This window comes from Pseudomonas bharatica (assembly GCF_048586865.1).
Lineage (GTDB): Bacteria > Pseudomonadota > Gammaproteobacteria > Pseudomonadales > Pseudomonadaceae > Aquipseudomonas > Aquipseudomonas bharatica.
Genome location: NZ_JBMAWR010000005.1, coordinates 235,887 through 254,354, shown reverse-complemented (window position 1 = coordinate 254,354; position 18,468 = coordinate 235,887). Strand labels below are relative to the sequence as shown.

At 63.2% G+C, this 18,468-nt stretch carries 19 protein-coding genes; 4 read left to right on the top strand and 15 right to left on the bottom strand.

Features of this window, described 5'->3' with window-relative positions; genetic code table 11:
* Positions 1-22: 22 nt before the first annotated feature.
* Genes ACKLLE_RS09235 through ACKLLE_RS09220 form a run of 4 tightly spaced genes read right to left on the bottom strand, consistent with a single transcriptional unit; the run spans position 23 to position 3,477 of the window.
* The gene (locus ACKLLE_RS09235; protein WP_420057697.1) at positions 23-1,276 is read right to left on the bottom strand and encodes a sigma-70 family RNA polymerase sigma factor; all 1,254 of its coding nucleotides are present in this window, start codon (positions 1,274-1,276) and stop codon (positions 23-25) included.
* Positions 1,277-1,280: 4 nt separating this feature from the next.
* A complete protein-coding gene (locus tag ACKLLE_RS09230; RefSeq protein ID WP_009404377.1) occupies positions 1,281-1,607 on the bottom strand; it encodes a DUF3325 domain-containing protein in 327 nt (108 codons plus the stop codon).
* Complete coding sequence (locus ACKLLE_RS09225) at positions 1,607-3,175, bottom strand: PepSY-associated TM helix domain-containing protein (protein ID WP_420057696.1); 1,569 nt, start codon at positions 3,173-3,175, stop codon at positions 1,607-1,609. The genes ACKLLE_RS09230 and ACKLLE_RS09225 overlap by 1 nt, the downstream gene beginning before the upstream one ends.
* Complete coding sequence (locus ACKLLE_RS09220; protein WP_420057695.1) at positions 3,172-3,477, bottom strand: DUF3649 domain-containing protein; 306 nt, start codon at positions 3,475-3,477, stop codon at positions 3,172-3,174. The genes ACKLLE_RS09225 and ACKLLE_RS09220 overlap by 4 nt, the downstream gene beginning before the upstream one ends.
* 313 nt (positions 3,478-3,790) lie before the next feature.
* On the opposite strand from ACKLLE_RS09220, the gene ACKLLE_RS09215 reads away from it, so the two are divergent.
* Positions 3,791-4,177: an HPF/RaiA family ribosome-associated protein gene (locus ACKLLE_RS09215; RefSeq protein ID WP_009404383.1), complete on the top strand. Its 387-nt coding sequence runs from the start codon at positions 3,791-3,793 to the stop codon at positions 4,175-4,177.
* Between the two features lie 187 nt (positions 4,178-4,364).
* Here ACKLLE_RS09215 and ACKLLE_RS09210 read toward each other — a convergent pair whose 3' ends face one another.
* Both ACKLLE_RS09210 and ACKLLE_RS09205 read right to left on the bottom strand, forming a co-directional pair.
* Positions 4,365-4,730 (bottom strand): lysozyme inhibitor LprI family protein, encoded by a 366-nt coding sequence (locus ACKLLE_RS09210; RefSeq protein WP_081263150.1) that lies wholly within the window; start codon positions 4,728-4,730, stop codon positions 4,365-4,367.
* A gap of 14 nt (positions 4,731-4,744) precedes the next feature.
* Positions 4,745-5,665, bottom strand: coding sequence for a LysR family transcriptional regulator (locus ACKLLE_RS09205; protein ID WP_420057694.1), 921 nt, complete (start codon positions 5,663-5,665; stop codon positions 4,745-4,747).
* Between the two features lie 95 nt (positions 5,666-5,760).
* On the opposite strand from ACKLLE_RS09205, the gene ACKLLE_RS09200 reads away from it, so the two are divergent.
* Positions 5,761-6,240 (top strand): DMT family transporter, encoded by a 480-nt coding sequence (locus tag ACKLLE_RS09200; RefSeq protein WP_064302782.1) that lies wholly within the window; start codon positions 5,761-5,763, stop codon positions 6,238-6,240.
* 3 nt (positions 6,241-6,243) lie between these two features.
* Here the strand turns inward: ACKLLE_RS09200 and ACKLLE_RS09195 are convergent, their stop codons facing one another.
* The 9 genes from ACKLLE_RS09195 to hmpA form a co-directional block, all read right to left on the bottom strand.
* Positions 6,244-6,609 carry a YkgJ family cysteine cluster protein gene (locus ACKLLE_RS09195; RefSeq protein ID WP_420057692.1) on the bottom strand — a complete coding sequence of 122 codons (366 nt, stop codon included), beginning with the start codon at positions 6,607-6,609 and terminating at the stop codon, positions 6,244-6,246.
* A 174-nt stretch (positions 6,610-6,783) separates the two neighbouring features.
* Positions 6,784-8,016 carry an alanine transaminase gene (gene alaC / locus ACKLLE_RS09190; RefSeq protein WP_420057691.1) on the bottom strand — a complete coding sequence of 411 codons (1,233 nt, stop codon included), beginning with the start codon at positions 8,014-8,016 and terminating at the stop codon, positions 6,784-6,786.
* Positions 8,017-8,298: 282 nt separating this feature from the next.
* Entirely contained in the window at positions 8,299-9,186 is an 888-nt protein-coding gene (gene cyoE / locus ACKLLE_RS09185) for a heme o synthase (protein WP_009404394.1), read from the bottom strand.
* A gap of 11 nt (positions 9,187-9,197) precedes the next feature.
* Positions 9,198-9,536, bottom strand: coding sequence for a cytochrome o ubiquinol oxidase subunit IV (gene cyoD, locus ACKLLE_RS09180; RefSeq protein WP_009404395.1), 339 nt, complete (start codon positions 9,534-9,536; stop codon positions 9,198-9,200).
* Complete coding sequence (gene cyoC, locus ACKLLE_RS09175; protein ID WP_037061693.1) at positions 9,537-10,160, bottom strand: cytochrome o ubiquinol oxidase subunit III; 624 nt, start codon at positions 10,158-10,160, stop codon at positions 9,537-9,539.
* Between the two features lie 3 nt (positions 10,161-10,163).
* The gene (gene cyoB, locus ACKLLE_RS09170) at positions 10,164-12,182 is read right to left on the bottom strand and encodes a cytochrome o ubiquinol oxidase subunit I (RefSeq protein ID WP_009404397.1); all 2,019 of its coding nucleotides are present in this window, start codon (positions 12,180-12,182) and stop codon (positions 10,164-10,166) included.
* A gap of 3 nt (positions 12,183-12,185) precedes the next feature.
* Positions 12,186-13,142, bottom strand: a complete 957-nt coding sequence (gene cyoA, locus ACKLLE_RS09165; protein WP_009404398.1) for a ubiquinol oxidase subunit II — start codon at positions 13,140-13,142, stop codon at positions 12,186-12,188.
* 559 nt (positions 13,143-13,701) lie between these two features.
* Positions 13,702-14,208, bottom strand: a complete 507-nt coding sequence (locus ACKLLE_RS09160; RefSeq protein WP_009404399.1) for a disulfide bond formation protein B — start codon at positions 14,206-14,208, stop codon at positions 13,702-13,704.
* Between the two features lie 260 nt (positions 14,209-14,468).
* A complete protein-coding gene (gene hmpA, locus ACKLLE_RS09155; protein WP_420057689.1) occupies positions 14,469-15,650 on the bottom strand; it encodes an NO-inducible flavohemoprotein in 1,182 nt (393 codons plus the stop codon).
* Positions 15,651-15,809: 159 nt separating this feature from the next.
* Here hmpA and norR point away from each other — a divergent pair, with 159 nt between their 5' ends.
* Positions 15,810-17,336, top strand: a complete 1,527-nt coding sequence (norR, locus tag ACKLLE_RS09150; protein ID WP_420057688.1) for a nitric oxide reductase transcriptional regulator NorR — start codon at positions 15,810-15,812, stop codon at positions 17,334-17,336.
* 85 nt (positions 17,337-17,421) lie between these two features.
* Complete coding sequence (locus tag ACKLLE_RS09145; protein WP_064302725.1) at positions 17,422-18,321, top strand: chemotaxis protein; 900 nt, start codon at positions 17,422-17,424, stop codon at positions 18,319-18,321.
* Positions 18,322-18,468: the final 147 nt, after the last annotated feature.

Here is an 18,468-nt window from a genome sequence, read left to right as displayed (position 1 = left end):
CACATGTTTTTCAAAATAATTTTCAACGCAGCAAGGTGACCCGGCCGAACAGCGTGTGGCGCTGGAACCCGGTCACCGCGCCGAGGGCATCGAGGGCTGCCAGCGGGTCGTTGCCGGGGAAGCTGCCGCTGACCTTGCGCGCGCCGAGCTGGCGGTCGAGCAGGATGATGCGTCCGGGATAGTAGCGAGCCAGATCATCCACCACCTGGCTCAGCGGAACCTCGTAGTAGTTCAGCCAGCCCTGGCGCCAGGCCAGGCTGTTCTGGCTATCGACGCCGTGCACCCGGCCGGCCTGACCGTCGTGGTATTCGACCTGCTGGTTGGCCGTAAGCACTTGCTGCGCCTGCCCTGCGCCGGCAGTGACCCCGACCCGCCCGGACAGCACCGTGACCTGCGCCCCGCCCGCTTGCTGGCGGACCTCGAACTGCGTGCCCAGCACCTCGGTGCGGCCGCCTTCGGTCTCGACGACAAAGGGCTGGCCCGTGTGGCTGACATGGAAGAACACAGCGCCACGCTGCACCTCGATACGACGCTGGCCGTGGCTGAAATCGACGCGGATGGCGGTATCGGCGTCCAGCACCAGGTGCGAGTTGTCGGCCAGGGTCACTTCGCGTATCTGCCCGACCGGCGCCACATAGTCCGCGCCAAGGTCGCGCAGCCAGTCCGCCGGATGCCAGCCGGCACCGCTGCCGAGCATCAGCAGCAGGAAAGCCGCAGCTGCAAGACCGCCGAGCTTGCGCGCCCTGCGTACCGGCACGGGCTCGTTGGCGATGCTCGCCTTGCAGGCTTCGAGGGCGCGCATCATGTGTTTTTCCACCGCGCTTTGGGAAAGCGCCATGACCTTGGCGATCTCGCCATAGGTGCGCCCGTGAATGCGGTTGAGCAGAAAGATCTGCCGGGTGCGCTCGGGCAGCTCGCGCAGGGCCGCCTCGATCCGGCGCAGGTCGCTGCTGGCCTCGAATGCCGCCTCGGGCTGGCTTTCCTGCGGCAGTTCAAGGGGCTCGGGGAGGCTTTCGTTGACTCGCTCGCGGGCGCCCTCGCTGCGCAGATGGTCGATGGCGATATTGCCGGCACAACGCATCAGGTAGCTTTCCAGGGCCTCGATCCCGATCTGCGGGCGCCGCCAGAAGCGCAGGAACAGCTCCTGCACCAGGTCTGCCGCAGTCGCCCGGCAACCGACCCGCCGCCTCACCAGGTTTTCCATGCGCCCGCGCTGGGCCAGGAATACCTGGAGGAAACGGGCCCGGGCCAGGGCGTCATCGAGAGGTTCGGCCATCGCGTCAGATCAGCCCGAGCGCAGAAAACGGCGCCAGCACCAGGCTCAGCGCTGCCAACCCGAGCAGCCAGCGTGGCCGGTAGGGCAAGGCGAAAACCCACAGGCACAGGCTGGCCATCAGCAGGCCGAACAGTTCGGCCAGGCCGATCGCCCAGCCGGCGTGCCTGACTGCCGCGGCGAGGGCCAGGGCCAGGAGCAGCCAGCCGGCCAGGCGCAAGACGAGGGTTTGCCCGGGGCGGGGTTTGCGCCCGAGCAGTTCGCTGAAGTGCTTGTCCATGGCCAGACACAACGCCGCGCAGCCGGCGAAGGCAAACAACGCGATCGCCAGCATCAGTTCGTCTCCGCTTCGAGGTACGGCGTCCGGGCCGCTTTCGGCGTGCGCCTGGCCGCCGGTAGCGGTTCGCGCAGCATTTTCGCGGCGGTCCAGGCGAACAGCAGGCCACAGCCGAACACGGTGAGGTCGAAACCGGCCATCGCCCAGTCGCCACCCGGAATCGAATGGTTCAGGCCCTGGCCGGTGGTCAGCCCGTTGAGCAGCGGCAAGGCTGTCCAGGCCAGCGCCGCCAGCGCCAGTTGCTCGCCCCAGGCGCGGCGCCCCGGACGCAGCAGCGCATGCAGCAGGCTTGCGAGCCAGACGCCGAAGAACAGGTTCACTTCCCACTGAGCCCGCCCTTCCAGGCCGACCGGCAACAGGCGGTTGGCCCAGAAGAATCCGGCCACGGCGAGGATCAGCCCGCTCATGCTGACGATGTTCAGCACTTCCACCAGGCGCAGTTCGAACGGCTGGGTGCCGCTCCTGGCGTGCTTGAGCTGGCGCTTGCCAAGCCACATCACCAGCCCGGTGCCGATCACCGCCGTGCCGGCCAGGCCGAAGAAGAAATACAACCAGCGCAGCAGCGGGCCGGCGAAAGAGGCCATGTGCAGGCCATAGAAGCCGCCGCTGACGATCCCGGCGACGCTCTCGGGACGGGCACTCCAGGCCAGGCTGCCGTCGGCGCCGTTGAAACGCCAGCCGGCACCGCGCTGCACCGATACCCGCTCGCGGCCATCGGGGACGAACAGCACCTGGGCATTGCGGTCGCCCGGGCGCTGGATTTCGACCCAACTGATCTTCGCTTCCGGGGCCTGCGCCAGCAGCCGCGCATAAAGCTGCGGCAGCGCCTGCATGGGGGCCTTCTCGCCGGAGGCGGCAACCAGGTCGCGGCCGCCGAAGACCTCATTGAAATAGCTGTCCTGGTTGTCATAACCGGCAAGGATCGGCGCGGGCATGACCATGTACATGAAGATCACCAGGCTGCTGTAGCTGATCATCAGGTGGAACGGCAACACCAGCACGCCGATCGCGTTATGCCCGTCGAGCCACGAGCGCTGGCCCTTGCCGGGACGGAAGGTGAAGAACTCCTTGAAGATCTTCTTGTGGGTGATGATCCCGGTGACCAGCCCGACCAGCATCATCAGCGCAGCGAAGGTCGCCAGCCAGCGGCCCCACGGATAAGGCATTTCCAGCTGGAAGTGGAAGCGGTAGAAGAAATCGCCACCGCGGGTTTCGCGGGTCGGCACTTCCTCGCCGGTGGCGGCGTCCAGGGTCTTGCGGGTAAAGCCGCGCTGGCCATCGCCGCCGCGCCAGCCGACGGTGATGCCCGGGGTGCGCTCGTCCGGGAGCTGGATGAACCAGTTCGGCGCGTCGCTGGCGTTGCGTTGCAGGTAATCCTGGGCCTTGCCTAGCGCCAGCGGGATATCCAGAGCCCGCACCGGCACTTCCGGCTGGCTCCAGCGGGTGATCTCGGGCTTGAAGTAGGACATGGTCCCGGTGAGGAAGATGGCGAACAGCAGCCAGCCGAAAATCAGCCCGGCCCAGGTGTGCAGCCAGGCCATCGCCTGGCGGAAGCCCTCTTTCATGGCCGCGCCACCCAGTACGTCAAGCCATTGATCGTGCCCAGCACCAGGCTCGGCAACAGGATGCCCAGCCAGGCCCGCCAGGCGCTGTGGCTGGCGAACGCCCAGATGAACGCACCGAGGTAGAACAGGAACGAGCTCATCATGCCCACCTGCACCGCATCGGCCCTGGGCAGCGGCAGCCATTGGCTGAGCAGCACACCGGCCATCGCCGCCAGGGCATAGCCGCCGAACAGCGCGGCGAGGCAACGCGAGGTCACGGCGAGGCGATAATTCAGGGGCAAGCCGACGGCAGTGCTCTTCATGACGGGGCGTCCGGGACGGAAAGACGCCTAATATAAATGATAAGGATTCTCAGAATCAAAGCTATCTGACAGGTCGCCACTCACCGTCCGACTGCCGGAGCACAGGTTTCCTTTTCAACGAGAGAAACGCGCTATGCACTTATCTCCCTGATCCTACCCCTGTTTCCCAACCCGATTGAAACAAAATATTTTTATTTTTTAGGGGGTTGAAATCCGCTTCGATCTGCCCGAAGTTGTAAGCAAGAGGCAACGAATTCCAAGGCAACCCGGCCTCCGGTGCCTCTTGCGAGCTAGCTGAATAAGGATTGGAATCATGCAAATCCAGGTCAACAGCGACAACCATATTCAAGGCAACATCCGGCTGGAACAGTGGGTACGCAGCACGGTTGAAAGTACGCTCGAACGCTTTGACGACGGGGTCACCCGGGTCGAGGTCCACCTGAGGGACGAGAACGGCGACAAGCCCGGTCCCCACGACAAACGTTGCCAGATGGAGGCACGCCCAAAAGGCCATCACCCGATTTCCGTAACCCACAAGGCCGCCACACTGGAGCAGGCCATCGAGGGTGCAGCATCGAAACTGAACAACGCCCTGGAGCATTTCTACGGCAAGCTGCGCAGCAAACGCGCCGTCACCCAGCAAGAGATCAGCGCCAATGACGCGCTGCTGCAAGAGGAATTCCTCGAACGGCTGGGTTGAACGTAAGAACAGCAACGCGAGACGGTAAATGAAAAAGCCCCTGGCCTTGTGGCCAGGGGCTTTTTCTTTGGTGTACGCGTACCCTGTGGGAGCGGGTTCATCGGAGCGCCGAACCGCCGCGATTGCGGTAGTGAATTCACCATTGCGATCGCGGGTGAACCCGCTCCCACAGGGTACGCGATTGCCCTCAATGCTCCGGCAAGTTCTCCAGCTCCCCGGCCCGCTGTTTGGTCATGTCCACCTCGCAGCCAATCCCGTTGAGCCGATCGATGGTGCCACCGGTCATGCTGTAGTACATCCCGCAATTGGCATCCCGGTACGCCACCCATTTGCGCTGGGCATCCCTGAGCTTGCCCTTCTGTTCTTCCCCGAGGCTGCCCATGGCTGCCTTGTAGTTCTGGTTCAGACGATCATCCTGGCGCTTCAGCTCGGCGCCGGAGCATTCGCTCATGGCCGCCGTGGTGCTGGCGCCCTTCATGCACTGGCTGTAACTGTCGGCTTGGGCCAGCGGGCTGGCCGCGAGCAGGGCCAGGGCGAGGATTCCAAGGTTCATCGGCACACTCCGTGTCAGGTAATTGAGGATTCAACAGGTTCCAGCAGGCAGGCGCGGGTCACTTGAGCCCGCAGCCAGCGATGGGCCGCATCACCCTCACGGCGCTCGTGCCAGGCCTGCTGGAAGCCAAAGGCACGGATCGGCAGGGGTGGTGCGAAACAGCGTAGCCCACGGGGCGGGCGCAACAGGTTGCGGCGGGCGACGGTGAGCACCAGATCGGTCCCGGCCAGCACTTCGGTGGCAGCGATCCAGTGCGGCATCGCCAGCGCAACACGCCGTTGCTCTCCCAAGGCGGCCAAGGCAAGGTCGATCTCGTTGTCGGTACCGGGTCGCATCGCCACCAGCACATGAGGACGGGCCAGCCACTGCGCCAAGGTCAGCCCGCCACGGGCCGGCAGGGTGTCGCGGTCGGCCAGGCAGGCGAAGCTTTCCTCGAACAGGGTCTGCGCACGCAACGGCGCGGCCAGGGTCGGAAAGACCCCAAGCGCCAGATCGATTTCGCCATCGAACAACTGGCTGAGCATCGCTTCGCGACTGCCCTGGGTCACCACCAGATCCACCTCCGGCGCCTCGACGCGCAACGCACGAACCAGACGGGGCAGGACAACCCTCGCGCCATAGTCCGACATCGCCAGGCGAAAACTGCGCCGCGCCCGCAGCGGATCGAAGCCGGGACTGCTGAGCAAGGCATCGAGTTGCTGCAATGCCTCCCTGAGCGGCTGGGCCAACTCCAGGGCACGGGCCGTGGGCTGCAAGCGCCCTCCCCGGCGTACCAGCAACGGATCGGCAAAGATATCGCGCAACTGCGCCAGCGCATGGCTCACCGCCGGCTGGCTGCGATGCAGGCGCAAGGCGGCACGGGAAACATGCTGCTCGGCCAGAAGGGCATGCAGGGTCAGCAACAGATTGAGGTCGATACGGCGCAGATCATCCATATGACGAATAGTCCCCGTGCAAAATTCGAATTTCCATCCAGCCTGTGGATAACCAAGACTGCCTTATGCCCATCGTGCGTATCAAGGAGTCCGCCATGAATCTCAACATCGCCCCCGCTGTCGTAGCGCTGCCGCTGATCGCCCTGCTCGCCGGAGCTGCCGTGCCGTTCCAGGCCGGAAGCAACGCTGCGCTAGGTCGCCTGCTTGGTCATCCGCTATGGGCCACGCTGGTTTCGCTCGCAGTCAGTGTGCTGATGGTATTGCCCGCGCTCTGGCTGATGCGCGCACCGATGCCGCAAGTGGCGGCACTGGGCCAGGCCCCCTGGTGGGCATGGTTCGGTGGGGTGGCAGGCGTGGTCTATATCACTGCTGCGCTGATCCTGACGCCCAAGCTCGGCGCAGCGGGTTTCATCGTCTGCGTGATTGCCGGCCAGGTGCTGTCATCGCTGGCCATCGACCAGTGGGGCCTGATGGGCCTGCCCGAGCGCCCGGTCAACCTGGCTCGGCTGCTGGGGGTCGGGCTGATCGTGGTGGGCATGCTGGTGGTGCAGTGGGGCACCCGCTCCAGCCAATAGCGGTCAGGCCGCGGTCGAGCCCATCTCGAAATCGAATGGCTGCAACGGCGGCAGGCCATGGGCGGCGCGGGCGTCGTCGCAACGCGGATTGTGTTCGCCGTTTTCCCAGGACGCCTCGAATTCCCGGCATGGGCTGGAACGCTGTTCGTACATGGTGCAGGCGACCGCCTTGCCCACCTCGCCCGACAGGGAAATGCAACGCGTCGGCTTGGCATCGGTGCCGATCATCGCGACCCGGCTCGGGGTGATCTGCACCACCAGGTCATCCGGCACGCAACCGCCGGCCGAGGTGCATTCGCCCCAGAAGAAGGACACACGGAAATGCGCGCAGCAGGCGCCACAGCTCAAGCAAGGATGGGTATCGGACATGATGTCGGGAGGGGGGGAGCAAGAATTGTTATGGGGAGAATCCCGTCGCCAATTCTATGCGATGCCACGCCGTTGAGAAGGGGGTGACGAAAAGAAATCCGGGCGCCCGACCGGCGGAAGGAAAAAGGCCCGAAGCGCCCGTATCACGGGGGCTTCGGGCCTCTCGGGCGTACCTCAGACCTTGGCCGGTTTGGCGGTTTTCGGCGCCTCGATGCCGTCGGCCCGGAACATCTGGCGGATGCCACGCACAGCCTGGCGGATCCGGTCCTGGTTCTCGATCAGGGCGAAGCGCACGTGATCGTCGCCGTAGTCACCGAAGCCGATGCCCGGCGACACGCAGACCTTGGCTTCGGCCAGCAGCTTCTTGGAAAACTCCAGGGAGCCGAGATGCTTGTATTGCTCGGGAATCTTGGCCCAGACGTACATCGATGCCTTGGGGTTCTCGACCATCCAGCCGATCTCGTGCAGGCCCTTGACCAGCACGTTGCGGCGCTGGCGATACTGCTCGGCGATGTCGCGCACGCACTGCTGGTCGCCTTCAAGGGCGGCGATGGCCGCGACCTGCAGCGGAGTGAAGGTGCCGTAGTCGTGGTAGCTCTTGATCCGCGCCAGGGCGCTGACCAGCTCCGGATTGCCGACCATGAAGCCGATCCGCCAGCCAGCCATGTTGTAGCTCTTGGACAGGGTGAAGAACTCCACCGCGATATCCTTGGCTCCCGGCACCTGCATGATCGACGGGGCTTTCCAGCCGTCGTAGACGATGTCGGCATAGGCCAGGTCGTGGATCACCAGCACGCCATACTGCTTGGCCAGTTCAACCACCCGCTCGAAGAAGTCCAGCTCCACGCACTGCGACGTAGGGTTCGAGGGGAAGCCGAGGATCATCATCTTCGGTTTCGGAATGGACTCGCGGATGGCCCGCTCCAGCTCGGCGAAGAAGTCCACGCCCGGGACCAGCGGCACCGAACGCACCTGGGCGCCGGCGATTACCGCACCGTAGATGTGGATCGGGTAGCTGGGGTTGGGCACCAGCACCGTGTCGCCGTGGTCCAGGGTAGCCAGCATCAGGTGTGCCAGGCCTTCCTTGGAGCCGATGGTAACGATGGCTTCGCTCTCGGGGTCGATCTCGACCTTGTAGCGCTCCTCGTACCAGCGCGAAATCGCGCGGCGCAGACGGGGGATGCCTCGGGAAGTGGAATAGCCGTGGGTGTCTTCACGCTGGGCGACCTGCACCAGCTTCTCGACGATATGCGGCGGCGTGGCCCCGTCGGGGTTGCCCATGCTCAGGTCGATGATGTCCTCGCCACGACGGCGCGCGGCCATCTTGAGTTCGGCGGTGATGTTGAAGACGTAGGGGGGGAGACGATCGATGCGCGCAAAACGGCGCGGCGAACCTTGTTCGGCCATGATTTCCTCGAAGACGTAAGCGCCCGGAACCGTCCGAGCGACGTTGGCCACTCCTGTGGCCGAGGCTGAAAGATAGGGCCGGGGGTGGATTCTTGTAAAGCGTTATTTCATAGACCCTGTGGTGACCCCACTGGCCTCATCGCCGGCAACGCCGGCTCCCACAGGTATCGTGTGCACCGCTGAACCAGTGGGAGCCGGCGTTGCCGGCGATGAGGCCCTCAAGACAAACAAAAACGCCCCGGAACCTCTCGGCGCCGGGGCGTTTTCGTCAACCGTCGGTGCTTATTGCACGTAGGTCATCAGCACTTCCGCCGGGGTGCGGGTATCCACCGACATCATCACGCTCAGGGCAGTGATGGTGAAGATGGAGAAGGCGAATACCTTGCGCGCCCATAGGCGGTCATCGGCCACCTTGTTGCCGCCCCAGGCCATGTACAACCAGTACAGGCCCATGGCCGCCGCGACGGCCAGGTAGCTCAGGCCGGCGTAGCCGCCAATGGTGAGCATCAGGGTGGCGACCAGGAAGGCCACGATGTACCAGATGATCTGCTTCTTCGCCGCCGCCACGCCACGGGCGACCGGCAGGACCGGAATCGACGCGGCGCGGTAGTCGTTGAAGCGGAAGATCGCGATCGCGTACGAGTGCGGCATCTGCCACAGGCTGAACATCACCAGCAGGGTCAGCGCAGCCAGGTCGAAGGTGCCGCTCACGGCGCAGTAGCCGATCACCGGAGGCATGGCACCGGACAGGCTGCCAACCAGGGTGCCGTGCACCGACTTGCGCTTGAGGTACAGGCTGTAGAAACCGACGTAGATGATGAAGCCGATCAGGCCGAACAAGGCCGCCAGGGCGTTGGCCTTGAACAACAGCAGGCCCAGGCCGGCAACCCCGAGCAGGGTGCCGTAGGCCAGGGCTACCGGCGACGAGATCGCACCTTGAACCATTGCGCGGTTCTTGGTGCGCTCCATCTTGATGTCGATGTCGCGGTCGATCCAGTTGTTGAAGACGCAACCGGACGCTACGACCAGCGAGGTACCAATCACCGTGGCGAGGAACAGCATGAAATCGACATGCCCTGCCGCAGCGAGGAAGAAACCGCCCGCCACGGACAACACGTTACCGAAGATGATTCCCGGTTTGGTGATCTGGATAAAGTGTTTCAGGGACATGCCGGATTACCTCACTTCGCCATCATGCTGGTGTGGATGCTGAACATGATCCACAGCGACAGGCCGACCAGCAGGGCGATGACCAGGCCGGTGAACAGGAACGACGTCACGTTGGAACGTGCTGCCTTCGAGCTGTCCAGGTGCAGGAAGTAGTACAGGTGCACCACGATCTGGATCACTGCGAAGGCAACGATGATCAGCAGGGTCATGTCCTTCGGCAGGGTCGGGTACATCACCAGGCCGAACGGAATGACGGTGAGGATCACCGACAGGATGAAGCCGATGGCGTACGACTTGACGCTGCCGTGGTTGGCTTCGTCGTGGCCGTGGCTGTTGTGTGCGTTAGCCATTTACAGAACCCCCATCAGGTACACGACGGTGAACACGCAGATCCAGACCACGTCCAGGAAGTGCCAGAACAGGCTCAGGCAGCTCATGCGGGTCTTGTGGGTGTTGGTGATACCGTCCTTGTTGATCTGGTACATCATGATCGCCATCCAGATCAGGCCCGCGGTCACGTGCAGACCGTGGGTGCCGACCAGGGCGAAGAAGCCAGACAGGAAGCCGCTGCGGCTAGGGCCGAAGCCTTCGCTGATCAGCAGGTGGAACTCGTTGACTTCCATGCCGATGAAGCCTGCACCCAGCAGCCAGGTGATTGCCAGCCAGGCCAGCACGCCACCCTTGTTGCCTTTGTACATCTGCAGCATGGCGAAACCGAAGGTGATACTGGAGAACAGCAGCAGCGCGGTTTCGACCAGTACGTAGTTCAGTTCGAAAATGTCATGACCCGACGGGCCGCCGGCGAAGTTGCCGGACAGCACCGCGTAGGTGGCGAAGATCGACGCAAACAGGATGCAGTCGGTCATCAGGTACAGCCAGAAACCGAATACGGTCATCTGGCTCGAGTCGTGGTGGTGATCGTCATGCCCATGGTCGTGACCATGAGCATCTGCGTTGATTACATGACTGGACATTGATTAAACCCGCTCAAACGATTCGACACGTGCACCGGCAGGCGCACCAGTGGCCAGACCCAGGGCTTTCATGCGCTCACCTTCGATGCGCGCCACTTCCTCGGCCGGAACCATGTAGCCCTGGTCGTCACGCGCAGCGTGGCGAACGAAGACTGCGACGGTGGCGAACAGGCTGACGCCGACCAGCCACCAGATGTGCCAGATGAAGGCAAAGCCGAAGATGGTCAGGAACAGGCCCATGAACACACCGGTGGAGGTGTTGTTCGGCATGTGGATCGCTTCGTACTTGGCCGGAACCTTGTACGCAACGCCGGCTTCCTTGGCTTCGTGCCAGGCATCCAGGCCGACTTTCTCAGGCATGGTGGCGAAGTTGTAGAACGCTGGTGGCGACGAAGTCGACCATTCCAGGGTACGGCCGCCCCATGGGTCGCCGGTGACGTCCAGGTTGTCCTTGCGATCGCGGATCGACACGTACAGTTGGATCAGCTGGCAAGCGATACCGAACAGGATCAGCACGGCGCCGACCACGGCAACGTACAGGTACGGTTCCCAGGCAGGGTTGTCCGAGTGGTTCAGACGACGGGTCATACCCATGAAGCCCAGGGCGTACAGCGGCATGAAGGCCACGTAGAAGCCGGAGATCCAGAACCAGAAGGCAGCCTTGCCCCACTTCTCGTTCAGGGTGAAACCGAAGGCTTTCGGGAACCAGAAGGCGAAGCCCGCCACGTAGCCGAAGACCGCACCGCCGATGATCACGTTGTGGAAGTGGGCGATCACGAACAGGCTGTTGTGCAGCACGAAGTCAGCACCTGGAACGGCCAGCAGAACGCCGGTCATGCCACCGATGGAGAAGGTGACCATGAAGCCCAGGGTCCAGAGTACTGGCGCGGTGAAGCGCAGGCGGCCCTGGTAGATGGTGAACAGCCAGTTGAACAGTTTCACGCCGGTCGGGATCGAGATCAGCATCGTCGCCAGACCGAAGAAGGTGTTGACGCTGGCGCCCGAACCCATGGTGAAGAAGTGGTGCAGCCAGACCGCAAAGCCCAGTACCGCGATCGCGCCCGATGCGTAGATCATCGAGTGGTGACCGAACAGGCGCTTGCCGGTGAAGGTCGAGGTCACTTCCGAGAACACGCCGAAGGCCGGCAGGATCAGGATGTACACCTCAGGGTGACCCCACGCCCAGAACAGGTTGACGTACATCATCGGGTTCCCACCAAGCTCGTTGGTGAAGATGTGGAAGTCCAGATAACGGTCAACGGTCAGCAGGGCCAGGGCAGCGGTCAGGATCGGGAACGAAGCCACGATCAGGACGTTGGCCCAGGTGCAGGTCCAGGTGAAGATCGGCATGTCCATCAGTTTCATGCCAGGGGCGCGCATTTTCAGCACGGTCACCAGGAAGTTCACACCGGTCAGCGTCGTACCCAGACCCGACAACTGGAGTGCCCAGATGTAGTAGTCAACCCCGACACCCGGGCTGTACTGGATACCCGACAGCGGCGGATAGGCCACCCAGCCGGTCTTGGCGAACTCGCCCACGCCCAGGGAGATGTTGACCAGCGCAACGCCGGACACCAGCAGCCAGAAGCTCAGGGAGTTGAGGAACGGGAAGGCCACGTCGCGGGCGCCGATCTGCAGCGGCAGCGCCAGGTTCATCAGGCCGGTGAAGAATGGCATCGCCATGAAGATGATCATGATCACACCGTGGGCGGTGAAGATCTGGTCATAGTGTTCAGGCGGCAGGTAGCCCTCGGCGCCACCGGTGGCAGCCGCGAGCTGGGTACGCATCATGATCGCGTCGGCGAAGCCGCGGATCAGCATCAGCATGGCGACGATGATGTACATCACGCCGATCTTCTTGTGGTCGACCGAGGTCAGCCACTCGGACCAGAGGTAGGTCCACTTCTTGAAATAGGTGATTGCCGCGAACAACGCGATACCGCCGAGCGCGATCATGGCGAGGGTCACCATGACGATCGGCTCGTGATACGGGATCGCGTCCAGACTTAATTTACCGAACATCTCTTACTCCTCTGCCCCGGCAGCTGAATGCATACTCACGTCCATCCCTTCGGTACCGGTAGTGGCCGCTGCTTCTTTGTGCTCGGCCTTCTCGTGTACCACCGGCTTGCCGCGGTTCATGCCTTCGTACTTGTCGACGATGGTCTGGAACTGGTCGGCCGGCGCCACGCTGTACAGCGCGACTGGATTGTTTTCGCTCGGTTTGGCCAAGGCCTCGTACTCAGCTTTGTCCAGCTGCTTAGGCGACTGCTTGACTTCGTTCACCCACGCCTCGAAATCGGCCTGGGAGGTGGCGACTGCCTTGAATTTCATGCCGGTGAAGCCTGCACCGCTGTAGTTCGCCGAGATACCGTCGAACTCGCCGTTCTCGTTGGCGATCAGGTGCAGCTTGGTGGTCATGCCGGCCATCGCGTAGATCTGGCCACCCAGCGCAGGGATGAAGAACGAGTTCATCACGGCGTCGGAGGTCACGCGGAAGTTGACCGGGGTATTGGCCGGGAAGACGATCTTGTTGACGGTGGCGATGCCTTGTTCCGGGTAGATGAACAGCCACTTCCAGTCCAGGGCGACCACGTCGATCTGCACCGGCTTCACGTCGGAAACCAGCGGACGATACGGGTCCAGCTCATGGGTGGTTTTGTAGGTGACGATACCCAGGGCGATGATGATCAGGACCGGGATGGTCCAGACCGCCACTTCGATCTTGGTCGAGTGCGACCAGTCCGGGGTGTACTTGGCAGCCTTGTTGGATGCGCGGTACTTCCAGGCGAACGCCAGGGTCATGCAGATGACCGGGACGACCACCAGCAGCATCAGGCCGAAGGCGATCAGGATCAGGTTCTTTTGCTCAATGCCGACCTGACCTTTCGGGTCGAGCAGGGTCCAGTTGCACCCACTGAGTAAAAGCATGCCTAAAAAGGGCAGAATGCCAAACAGTCTGGGGTAACGCTTTTTACTCATCTCACGACCTCTAGATCAGCTTGCTTCAATGCAATTTGTGTTTTGGTCGCCAACACTTCTTCCTGCCTGGTGTCAGCATTTACGGGCGAATAAGGTCATACCTTGAGGAGCGTCGCTGCTCGGCATAAACCTTGGGTGGTGCGTGGTTATTGTTCTGACTTCGTAGGCAACAGGCCTGTATTTCAGACCAAGTCCATTTGGTGCGGAAAATCACGGAGGGGAGTCAGCCCGGCATCGCCGCAGGCGATGCTCGTCGAAGTCAGCAAGAAAGGCTGCGGAGCCTTTGAAACTGCGACTTGCAAGCAGTGCCGAACGGAAATTGGGGGCGATTGTAGATAGGTCGCCCCCCCTTGACTATGACTTATTGAGCAACAGTCTTTTACAGGAAGTGTAATAATCCAGCCCGAAAAATCAGTTTCGCGACAGTTTGTCGCACCCGCTCCATTAGCGCTGGAACGCCCGTCCTACAAGGGTTTCGGGTTGACGCAAGTCAATCGCCCTGTGCGCACTGTGGGAAATTTCATGGCACAAGGGACTTGCGTCAAAACATGACTTTTGTCTAACCCTGGCGACGGTTGCGCCAGATGCCCAGCGGCACCAGGACGGCAGTCAGGACGAATGCTACAAGTGCCCATTGTGCAAGGGAAAGTCCCAATACAGGCGGGTATGGTGTGGTGCAGAAACCGTCGACCTGGAACACCAGCGGCAGCACCGAGGCCAGGGGCAGGCCGTCGACGATCGGTTGCAGGGTATCGATGCCGCAACTGACGGACGGATTGGCGAGGATATAGACATGGTTGCCGGCAGCGGCGACTCCGCCCAGGGCGCTGAGCACCACCAGGCCCTCGAAGATCGTCAGGCTGCGCCGGCCGGGCATGGCGGCGCCGATGAAGGCGAACAGGGCGATCAGCAGCAATGCATAGCGCTGCAGGATGCACAACGGGCACGGCGCCTCGCCCAGGACGATCTGCATATAGAGTGCGCCGCCGATCAATGCCAGACAGATCACGCCCAGCAGGACCAGGAAGCGCCGTTCCCGATTCAGGCGCTGCGTTTGCTCGTTCATTGCCATTCCCTTCACGTTTAAATGGATCGACTCGCGGCCACGCGAAAGCCGCGGGGCGCACAAGATGACGGTGCGCCGGCGGAAAGTCTACAGGCAGACGGAAGATCGAAGGTGAAGTCGGCGTGAAAAACGCAGGCGCAGGGTGGCAGTGAAGAGGAAGGGGATTAAAACAGGATTAATGGGCGTTGAAGACACCACCGAATCCTGTGGGAGCGGGTTCACCCGCTCCCACACATCCGCGGAGATCCTGCTACTAATGGTTACTCCAAGGCAGCAGCCGGCCCGAAGAACTCATGGCGGCTCTGCCCTTCCGGCACCCGCAGCGCTTTCAGGTGGCGCTTGACCGCGGCCATGAAGCCCTTGGGCCCGAGGAAGTAGGCATCCAGGTCACGCTCGGCCGGCAGCCACCGATCCAACTGGTCCTGGCTCAACGGCCCCAGCGCATCCCCCGGCAAACTCACGCCATCATCCACGTCATAGCAATAGAAGCGCTTGAGCTGCGGATGACGTGCCGCCAGGGCATCGACATGCTCACGGAACGCATGCACCCCGCCGTTGCGCGCGCAATGGATGAAATGGATCTGCCGTCCGCTTTCCAGCGCCTTGTCGAGCATGGCCAGGGTCGGGGTTATTCCAACGCCGCCGCTGATCAGCACCAGCGGCTTGTCGCTGGCGGCCAGGGTGAAGTCCCCCGCCGGCGGGAACAGGTTGATCCGGTCGCCGACCTTGAAATGGTCATGCAGGTAATTGGACACCTTGCCGTCCGCCTCGCGCTTGACGCTGATGCGGTACAGGCGACCGTCGCCCAGGCTCGACAGCGAATAGTTGCGGCGCTGCTCGACGCCATCGATCAGCAGTTGCAGGCCGATGTACTGGCCCGGCTCGGCCACCAGCACCGGCTGGCCATCGACCGGAGCGAAGTAGAAGGAAACGATTTCGGCGCTCTCCTCGACGCGCTCGACCAGCGTGAAAGCCCGCGCGCCGCGCCAGCCGCCCTTGGCCTGCTCCTTCTGTTGGTACAGGCCTTCTTCGGCACCGATCAGGATATCCGCCAGTTGCTGATAAGCCGCGCCCCAGGCCTTCAGCACCTGCGGCGTGGCGATCTCGCGGCCGAGCACTTCCTCGATGGCGCGCAGCAGGCAGGCCCCGACGATCGGGTAATGCTCCGGAAGTATCTGCAAGGCCACATGCTTGTTGACAATCTGCCCGACCAGCCCGCCCAGTTGCTCCAGCTGGTCGATGTGCCGGGCGTACATCAGCACGCCGTTGGCCAGCGCCCGGGGCTGATCGCCGCTGGCCTGGTGGGCCTGGTTGAACAGCGGGCGTACCTCGGGGTACTCGCTGAGCATCATCTTGTAGAAATGGGTGGTCAGGGCTTCCCCACCGCTTTCCAGCAGCGGAACGGTGGCCTTGATGATTGCACGGTCTTCGGCGGTCAGCATGAAACGACTCCTGAGCCTGATGGGCTTCTGTGTAAATACTGGCAAGTGCGTTTCAGAATCCATGCCAACGACAAAGGCCAATGAAATCGGGCATTTGCGCCCCAATAAAGTCAAAATGACGCAAGTCTGCTAGAGTCATTACGACTACATGGAGTCATTATGACCTCAACCCCTCTGCTTACCGCCCTCCTCCCCCTGGTCAGCGATCTGTCCCGCGACCTGCCCGAACGCGAGCGCTACCGCCGCCTGCTGCAGGCCATGCGCGCCTTGCTGCCCTGCGATGCCGCCGCGCTGCTGCGCCTGGACGGCGAGTGGCTGGTGCCCCTGGCCGTGGACGGTCTCAGCGCCGACACCCTGGGTCGGCGCTTTCGGGTCAGCGAGCACCCGCGCTTCGCCGCCTTGCTCAGCCGCAACGGGCCGACCCGCTTTGCCAGCGACAGCGAACTGCCCGACCCCTACGACGGCCTGGTCGAGGGCCTGCACCAGCAACTGGAGGTCCATGACTGCATGGGCTGCCCGCTGTTCGTCGATGAGCGGCCCTGGGGCTTGCTGACCCTCGATGCGCTGCAGCCGGACAGCTTCCGGCAAGCCGAGCTGGACTCCCTGCAAGCCTTCGCCAGCCTGGCGGCGGCCACGGTCAACGTGGCCCAGCGTATCGAAGGCCTGGCCCTGCGCGCCGAGGTCTATCGCCAGGCCAGCGACCAGCAGGCCAAGGAACTGATCGGCCAGAGCAAGGCGCATAAGCGCCTGCTGGAAGAGATCCGCCTGGTCGGCGGCAGCGACCTGACCGTGCTGGTCACCGGCGAGACCGGGGTCGGCAAGGAACTGGTGGCCCAGGCCATCCACCAGGCCTCGTCGCGTGCCGACAAGCCGCTGATCAGCCTCAACTGCGCGGCATTGCCCGACACCCTGGTGGAAAGCGAATTGTTCGGTCATGTGCGCGGCGCCTTTACCGGTGCCGTGGGCGAGCGGCGCGGCAAGTTCGAGCTGGCCAACGGCGGCACGCTGTTCCTCGATGAAGTGGGCGAACTGTCGCTGATGGTCCAGGCGAAACTGTTGCGGGTCCTGCAGAGCGGCCAGTTGCAGCGCCTCGGCTCGGACCAGGAGCACCGCGTCGATGTGCGCCTGATCGCTGCCACCAACCGCGACCTGGCCGAGGAAGTCCGTGCCGGTCGTTATCGCGCCGATTTCTATCATCGCCTGAGCGTCTATCCCTTGCCGGTGCCAGCCCTGCGCGAACGCGGTCGCGATGTGTTGCTGCTGGCCGGCTACTTCCTCGAACAGAACCGTTCGCGCATGGGCCTCAACAGCCTGCGCCTGAGCGCAGAGGCCCAGGCCGCGTTGCTGGCCTACGACTGGCCGGGCAATGTGCGCGAACTGGAACACCTGATCGGGCGCTCGGCGCTCAAGGCGCTGGGGCAGCATCGGGACCGGCCGCGCATCCTGACCCTCGACGCCGCCGACCTGGACCTGCCTGGCGTCACCACGCCATCCGCGACACCGCCGCCGGTCAGCCGCGACGGGGAACGCGGCGGCGACCTGCGCCTGGCCCTGGACAACTACCAGCGCCAGTTGATCGGCCAATGCCTGGAACGCCACCAGCACAACTGGGCCAGCGCGGCACGCGAACTGGGCCTGGACCGTGCCAACCTCGCGCGCCTGGCGCGCCGGCTTGGCCTGCGCTGATTTACGAATATGCTAAAGGGCGGCGCGCTCGGGTCGATAACCCGGCACAAGCCCCCGAATCCATCCTCTACGCACGAAGGTTTCTATGTTCTCGCAAAAAACCCGCGCGGACTCGCTGTCGCTGCTGCTCTTCACCTTGCGCAGCGGCAAGCTGATGGCGATCAACCTGCTCAAGGTCAGCGAGATCATTCCCTGCCCGCCCTTGACCCGCCTGCCCGAGGCCCATCCCCACGTCAAGGGCGTGGCGACCCTGCGCGGCAACTCGCTGCCGGTGATCGACCTGTCCCGCGCCATCGGTGAGCGGCCACTGGCCGATCCTGACGGTGGCTGCCTGATCGTCACCGATATCAGCCGCTCCAAACAGGGCCTGCATGTACAGGCGGTGGCGCGCATCGTCCACTGCAAGAGCACCGACATCCGCCCGCCGCCCTATGGCTCGGGGGAGAAGTCGTTCATTACCGGCGTGACCCGGATCGACGACACCCTGGTGCAGGTGCTGGACATCGAGAAAGTCATCCACACCATCACCCCGGCCCAGCACCAGGAAGCGCCTGCGCAGATCAGCGAAGAGGACGCCGCCATCCTCAAGGCCACCAACATCCTGGTGGTGGATGACAGCCAGGTGGCGCTGCAGCAGTCGGTCTACACCCTTCGCGGGCTCGGGCTGGAGTGCCACACGGCGCGCAGTGCCAAGGACGCCATTGCGGTATTGCTGGACCTGCAGGGCACCGAGCAGGAAATCGACGTGGTGGTCTCGGATATCGAGATGTCGGAAATGGATGGCTACTCGTTCACCCGCACCTTGCGCGAAACACCGGATTTCCAGCATCTCTATGTGCTGCTGCACACCTCGCTGGACAGTGCGATGAACAGTGAAAAAGCCAAGGCAGCCGGGGCTAATGCGGTGTTGACCAAATTCTCCTCGCCGGAGCTGACCGACTGCCTGATCGTTGCGGCGCGGACCGTGGCCTTTACCGAAAGATAAAAAGCTCAGCGGACCCTGTGGGAGCGGGTTCATCGGAGCGCCGAACCGCCGCGATTGCGACAGTGAGTCCACTACCGTAATCGCGGGTGAACCCGCTCCCATAGGGTCCGTGTAACGCCATCCATCAGTTCCCTCTGGCATACTCCG

Excerpts from the sequence above, each read along its gene's own strand:
- ACKLLE_RS09235 (WP_420057697.1), bottom strand. The coding sequence starts at position 1,276 with ATGGCCGAACCTCTCGATGACGCCCTGGCCCGGGCCCGTTTCCTCCAG.
- ACKLLE_RS09230 (WP_009404377.1), bottom strand. The coding sequence starts at position 1,607 with ATGCTGGCGATCGCGTTGTTTGCCTTCGCCGGCTGCGCGGCGTTGTGT.
- ACKLLE_RS09225 (WP_420057696.1), bottom strand. The coding sequence starts at position 3,175 with ATGAAAGAGGGCTTCCGCCAGGCGATGGCCTGGCTGCACACCTGGGCC.
- ACKLLE_RS09220 (WP_420057695.1), bottom strand. The coding sequence starts at position 3,477 with ATGAAGAGCACTGCCGTCGGCTTGCCCCTGAATTATCGCCTCGCCGTG.
- ACKLLE_RS09215 (WP_009404383.1), top strand. The coding sequence starts at position 3,791 with ATGCAAATCCAGGTCAACAGCGACAACCATATTCAAGGCAACATCCGG.
- ACKLLE_RS09210 (WP_081263150.1), bottom strand. The coding sequence starts at position 4,730 with ATGAACCTTGGAATCCTCGCCCTGGCCCTGCTCGCGGCCAGCCCGCTG.
- ACKLLE_RS09205 (WP_420057694.1), bottom strand. The coding sequence starts at position 5,665 with ATGGATGATCTGCGCCGTATCGACCTCAATCTGTTGCTGACCCTGCAT.
- ACKLLE_RS09200 (WP_064302782.1), top strand. The coding sequence starts at position 5,761 with ATGAATCTCAACATCGCCCCCGCTGTCGTAGCGCTGCCGCTGATCGCC.
- ACKLLE_RS09195 (WP_420057692.1), bottom strand. The coding sequence starts at position 6,609 with ATGTCCGATACCCATCCTTGCTTGAGCTGTGGCGCCTGCTGCGCGCAT.
- alaC (WP_420057691.1), bottom strand. The coding sequence starts at position 8,016 with ATGGCCGAACAAGGTTCGCCGCGCCGTTTTGCGCGCATCGATCGTCTC.
- cyoE (WP_009404394.1), bottom strand. The coding sequence starts at position 9,186 with ATGTCCCTGAAACACTTTATCCAGATCACCAAACCGGGAATCATCTTC.
- cyoD (WP_009404395.1), bottom strand. The coding sequence starts at position 9,536 with ATGGCTAACGCACACAACAGCCACGGCCACGACGAAGCCAACCACGGC.
- cyoC (WP_037061693.1), bottom strand. The coding sequence starts at position 10,160 with ATGTCCAGTCATGTAATCAACGCAGATGCTCATGGTCACGACCATGGG.
- cyoB (WP_009404397.1), bottom strand. The coding sequence starts at position 12,182 with ATGTTCGGTAAATTAAGTCTGGACGCGATCCCGTATCACGAGCCGATC.
- cyoA (WP_009404398.1), bottom strand. The coding sequence starts at position 13,142 with ATGAGTAAAAAGCGTTACCCCAGACTGTTTGGCATTCTGCCCTTTTTA.
- ACKLLE_RS09160 (WP_009404399.1), bottom strand. The coding sequence starts at position 14,208 with ATGAACGAGCAAACGCAGCGCCTGAATCGGGAACGGCGCTTCCTGGTC.
- hmpA (WP_420057689.1), bottom strand. The coding sequence starts at position 15,650 with ATGCTGACCGCCGAAGACCGTGCAATCATCAAGGCCACCGTTCCGCTG.
- norR (WP_420057688.1), top strand. The coding sequence starts at position 15,810 with ATGACCTCAACCCCTCTGCTTACCGCCCTCCTCCCCCTGGTCAGCGAT.
- ACKLLE_RS09145 (WP_064302725.1), top strand. The coding sequence starts at position 17,422 with ATGTTCTCGCAAAAAACCCGCGCGGACTCGCTGTCGCTGCTGCTCTTC.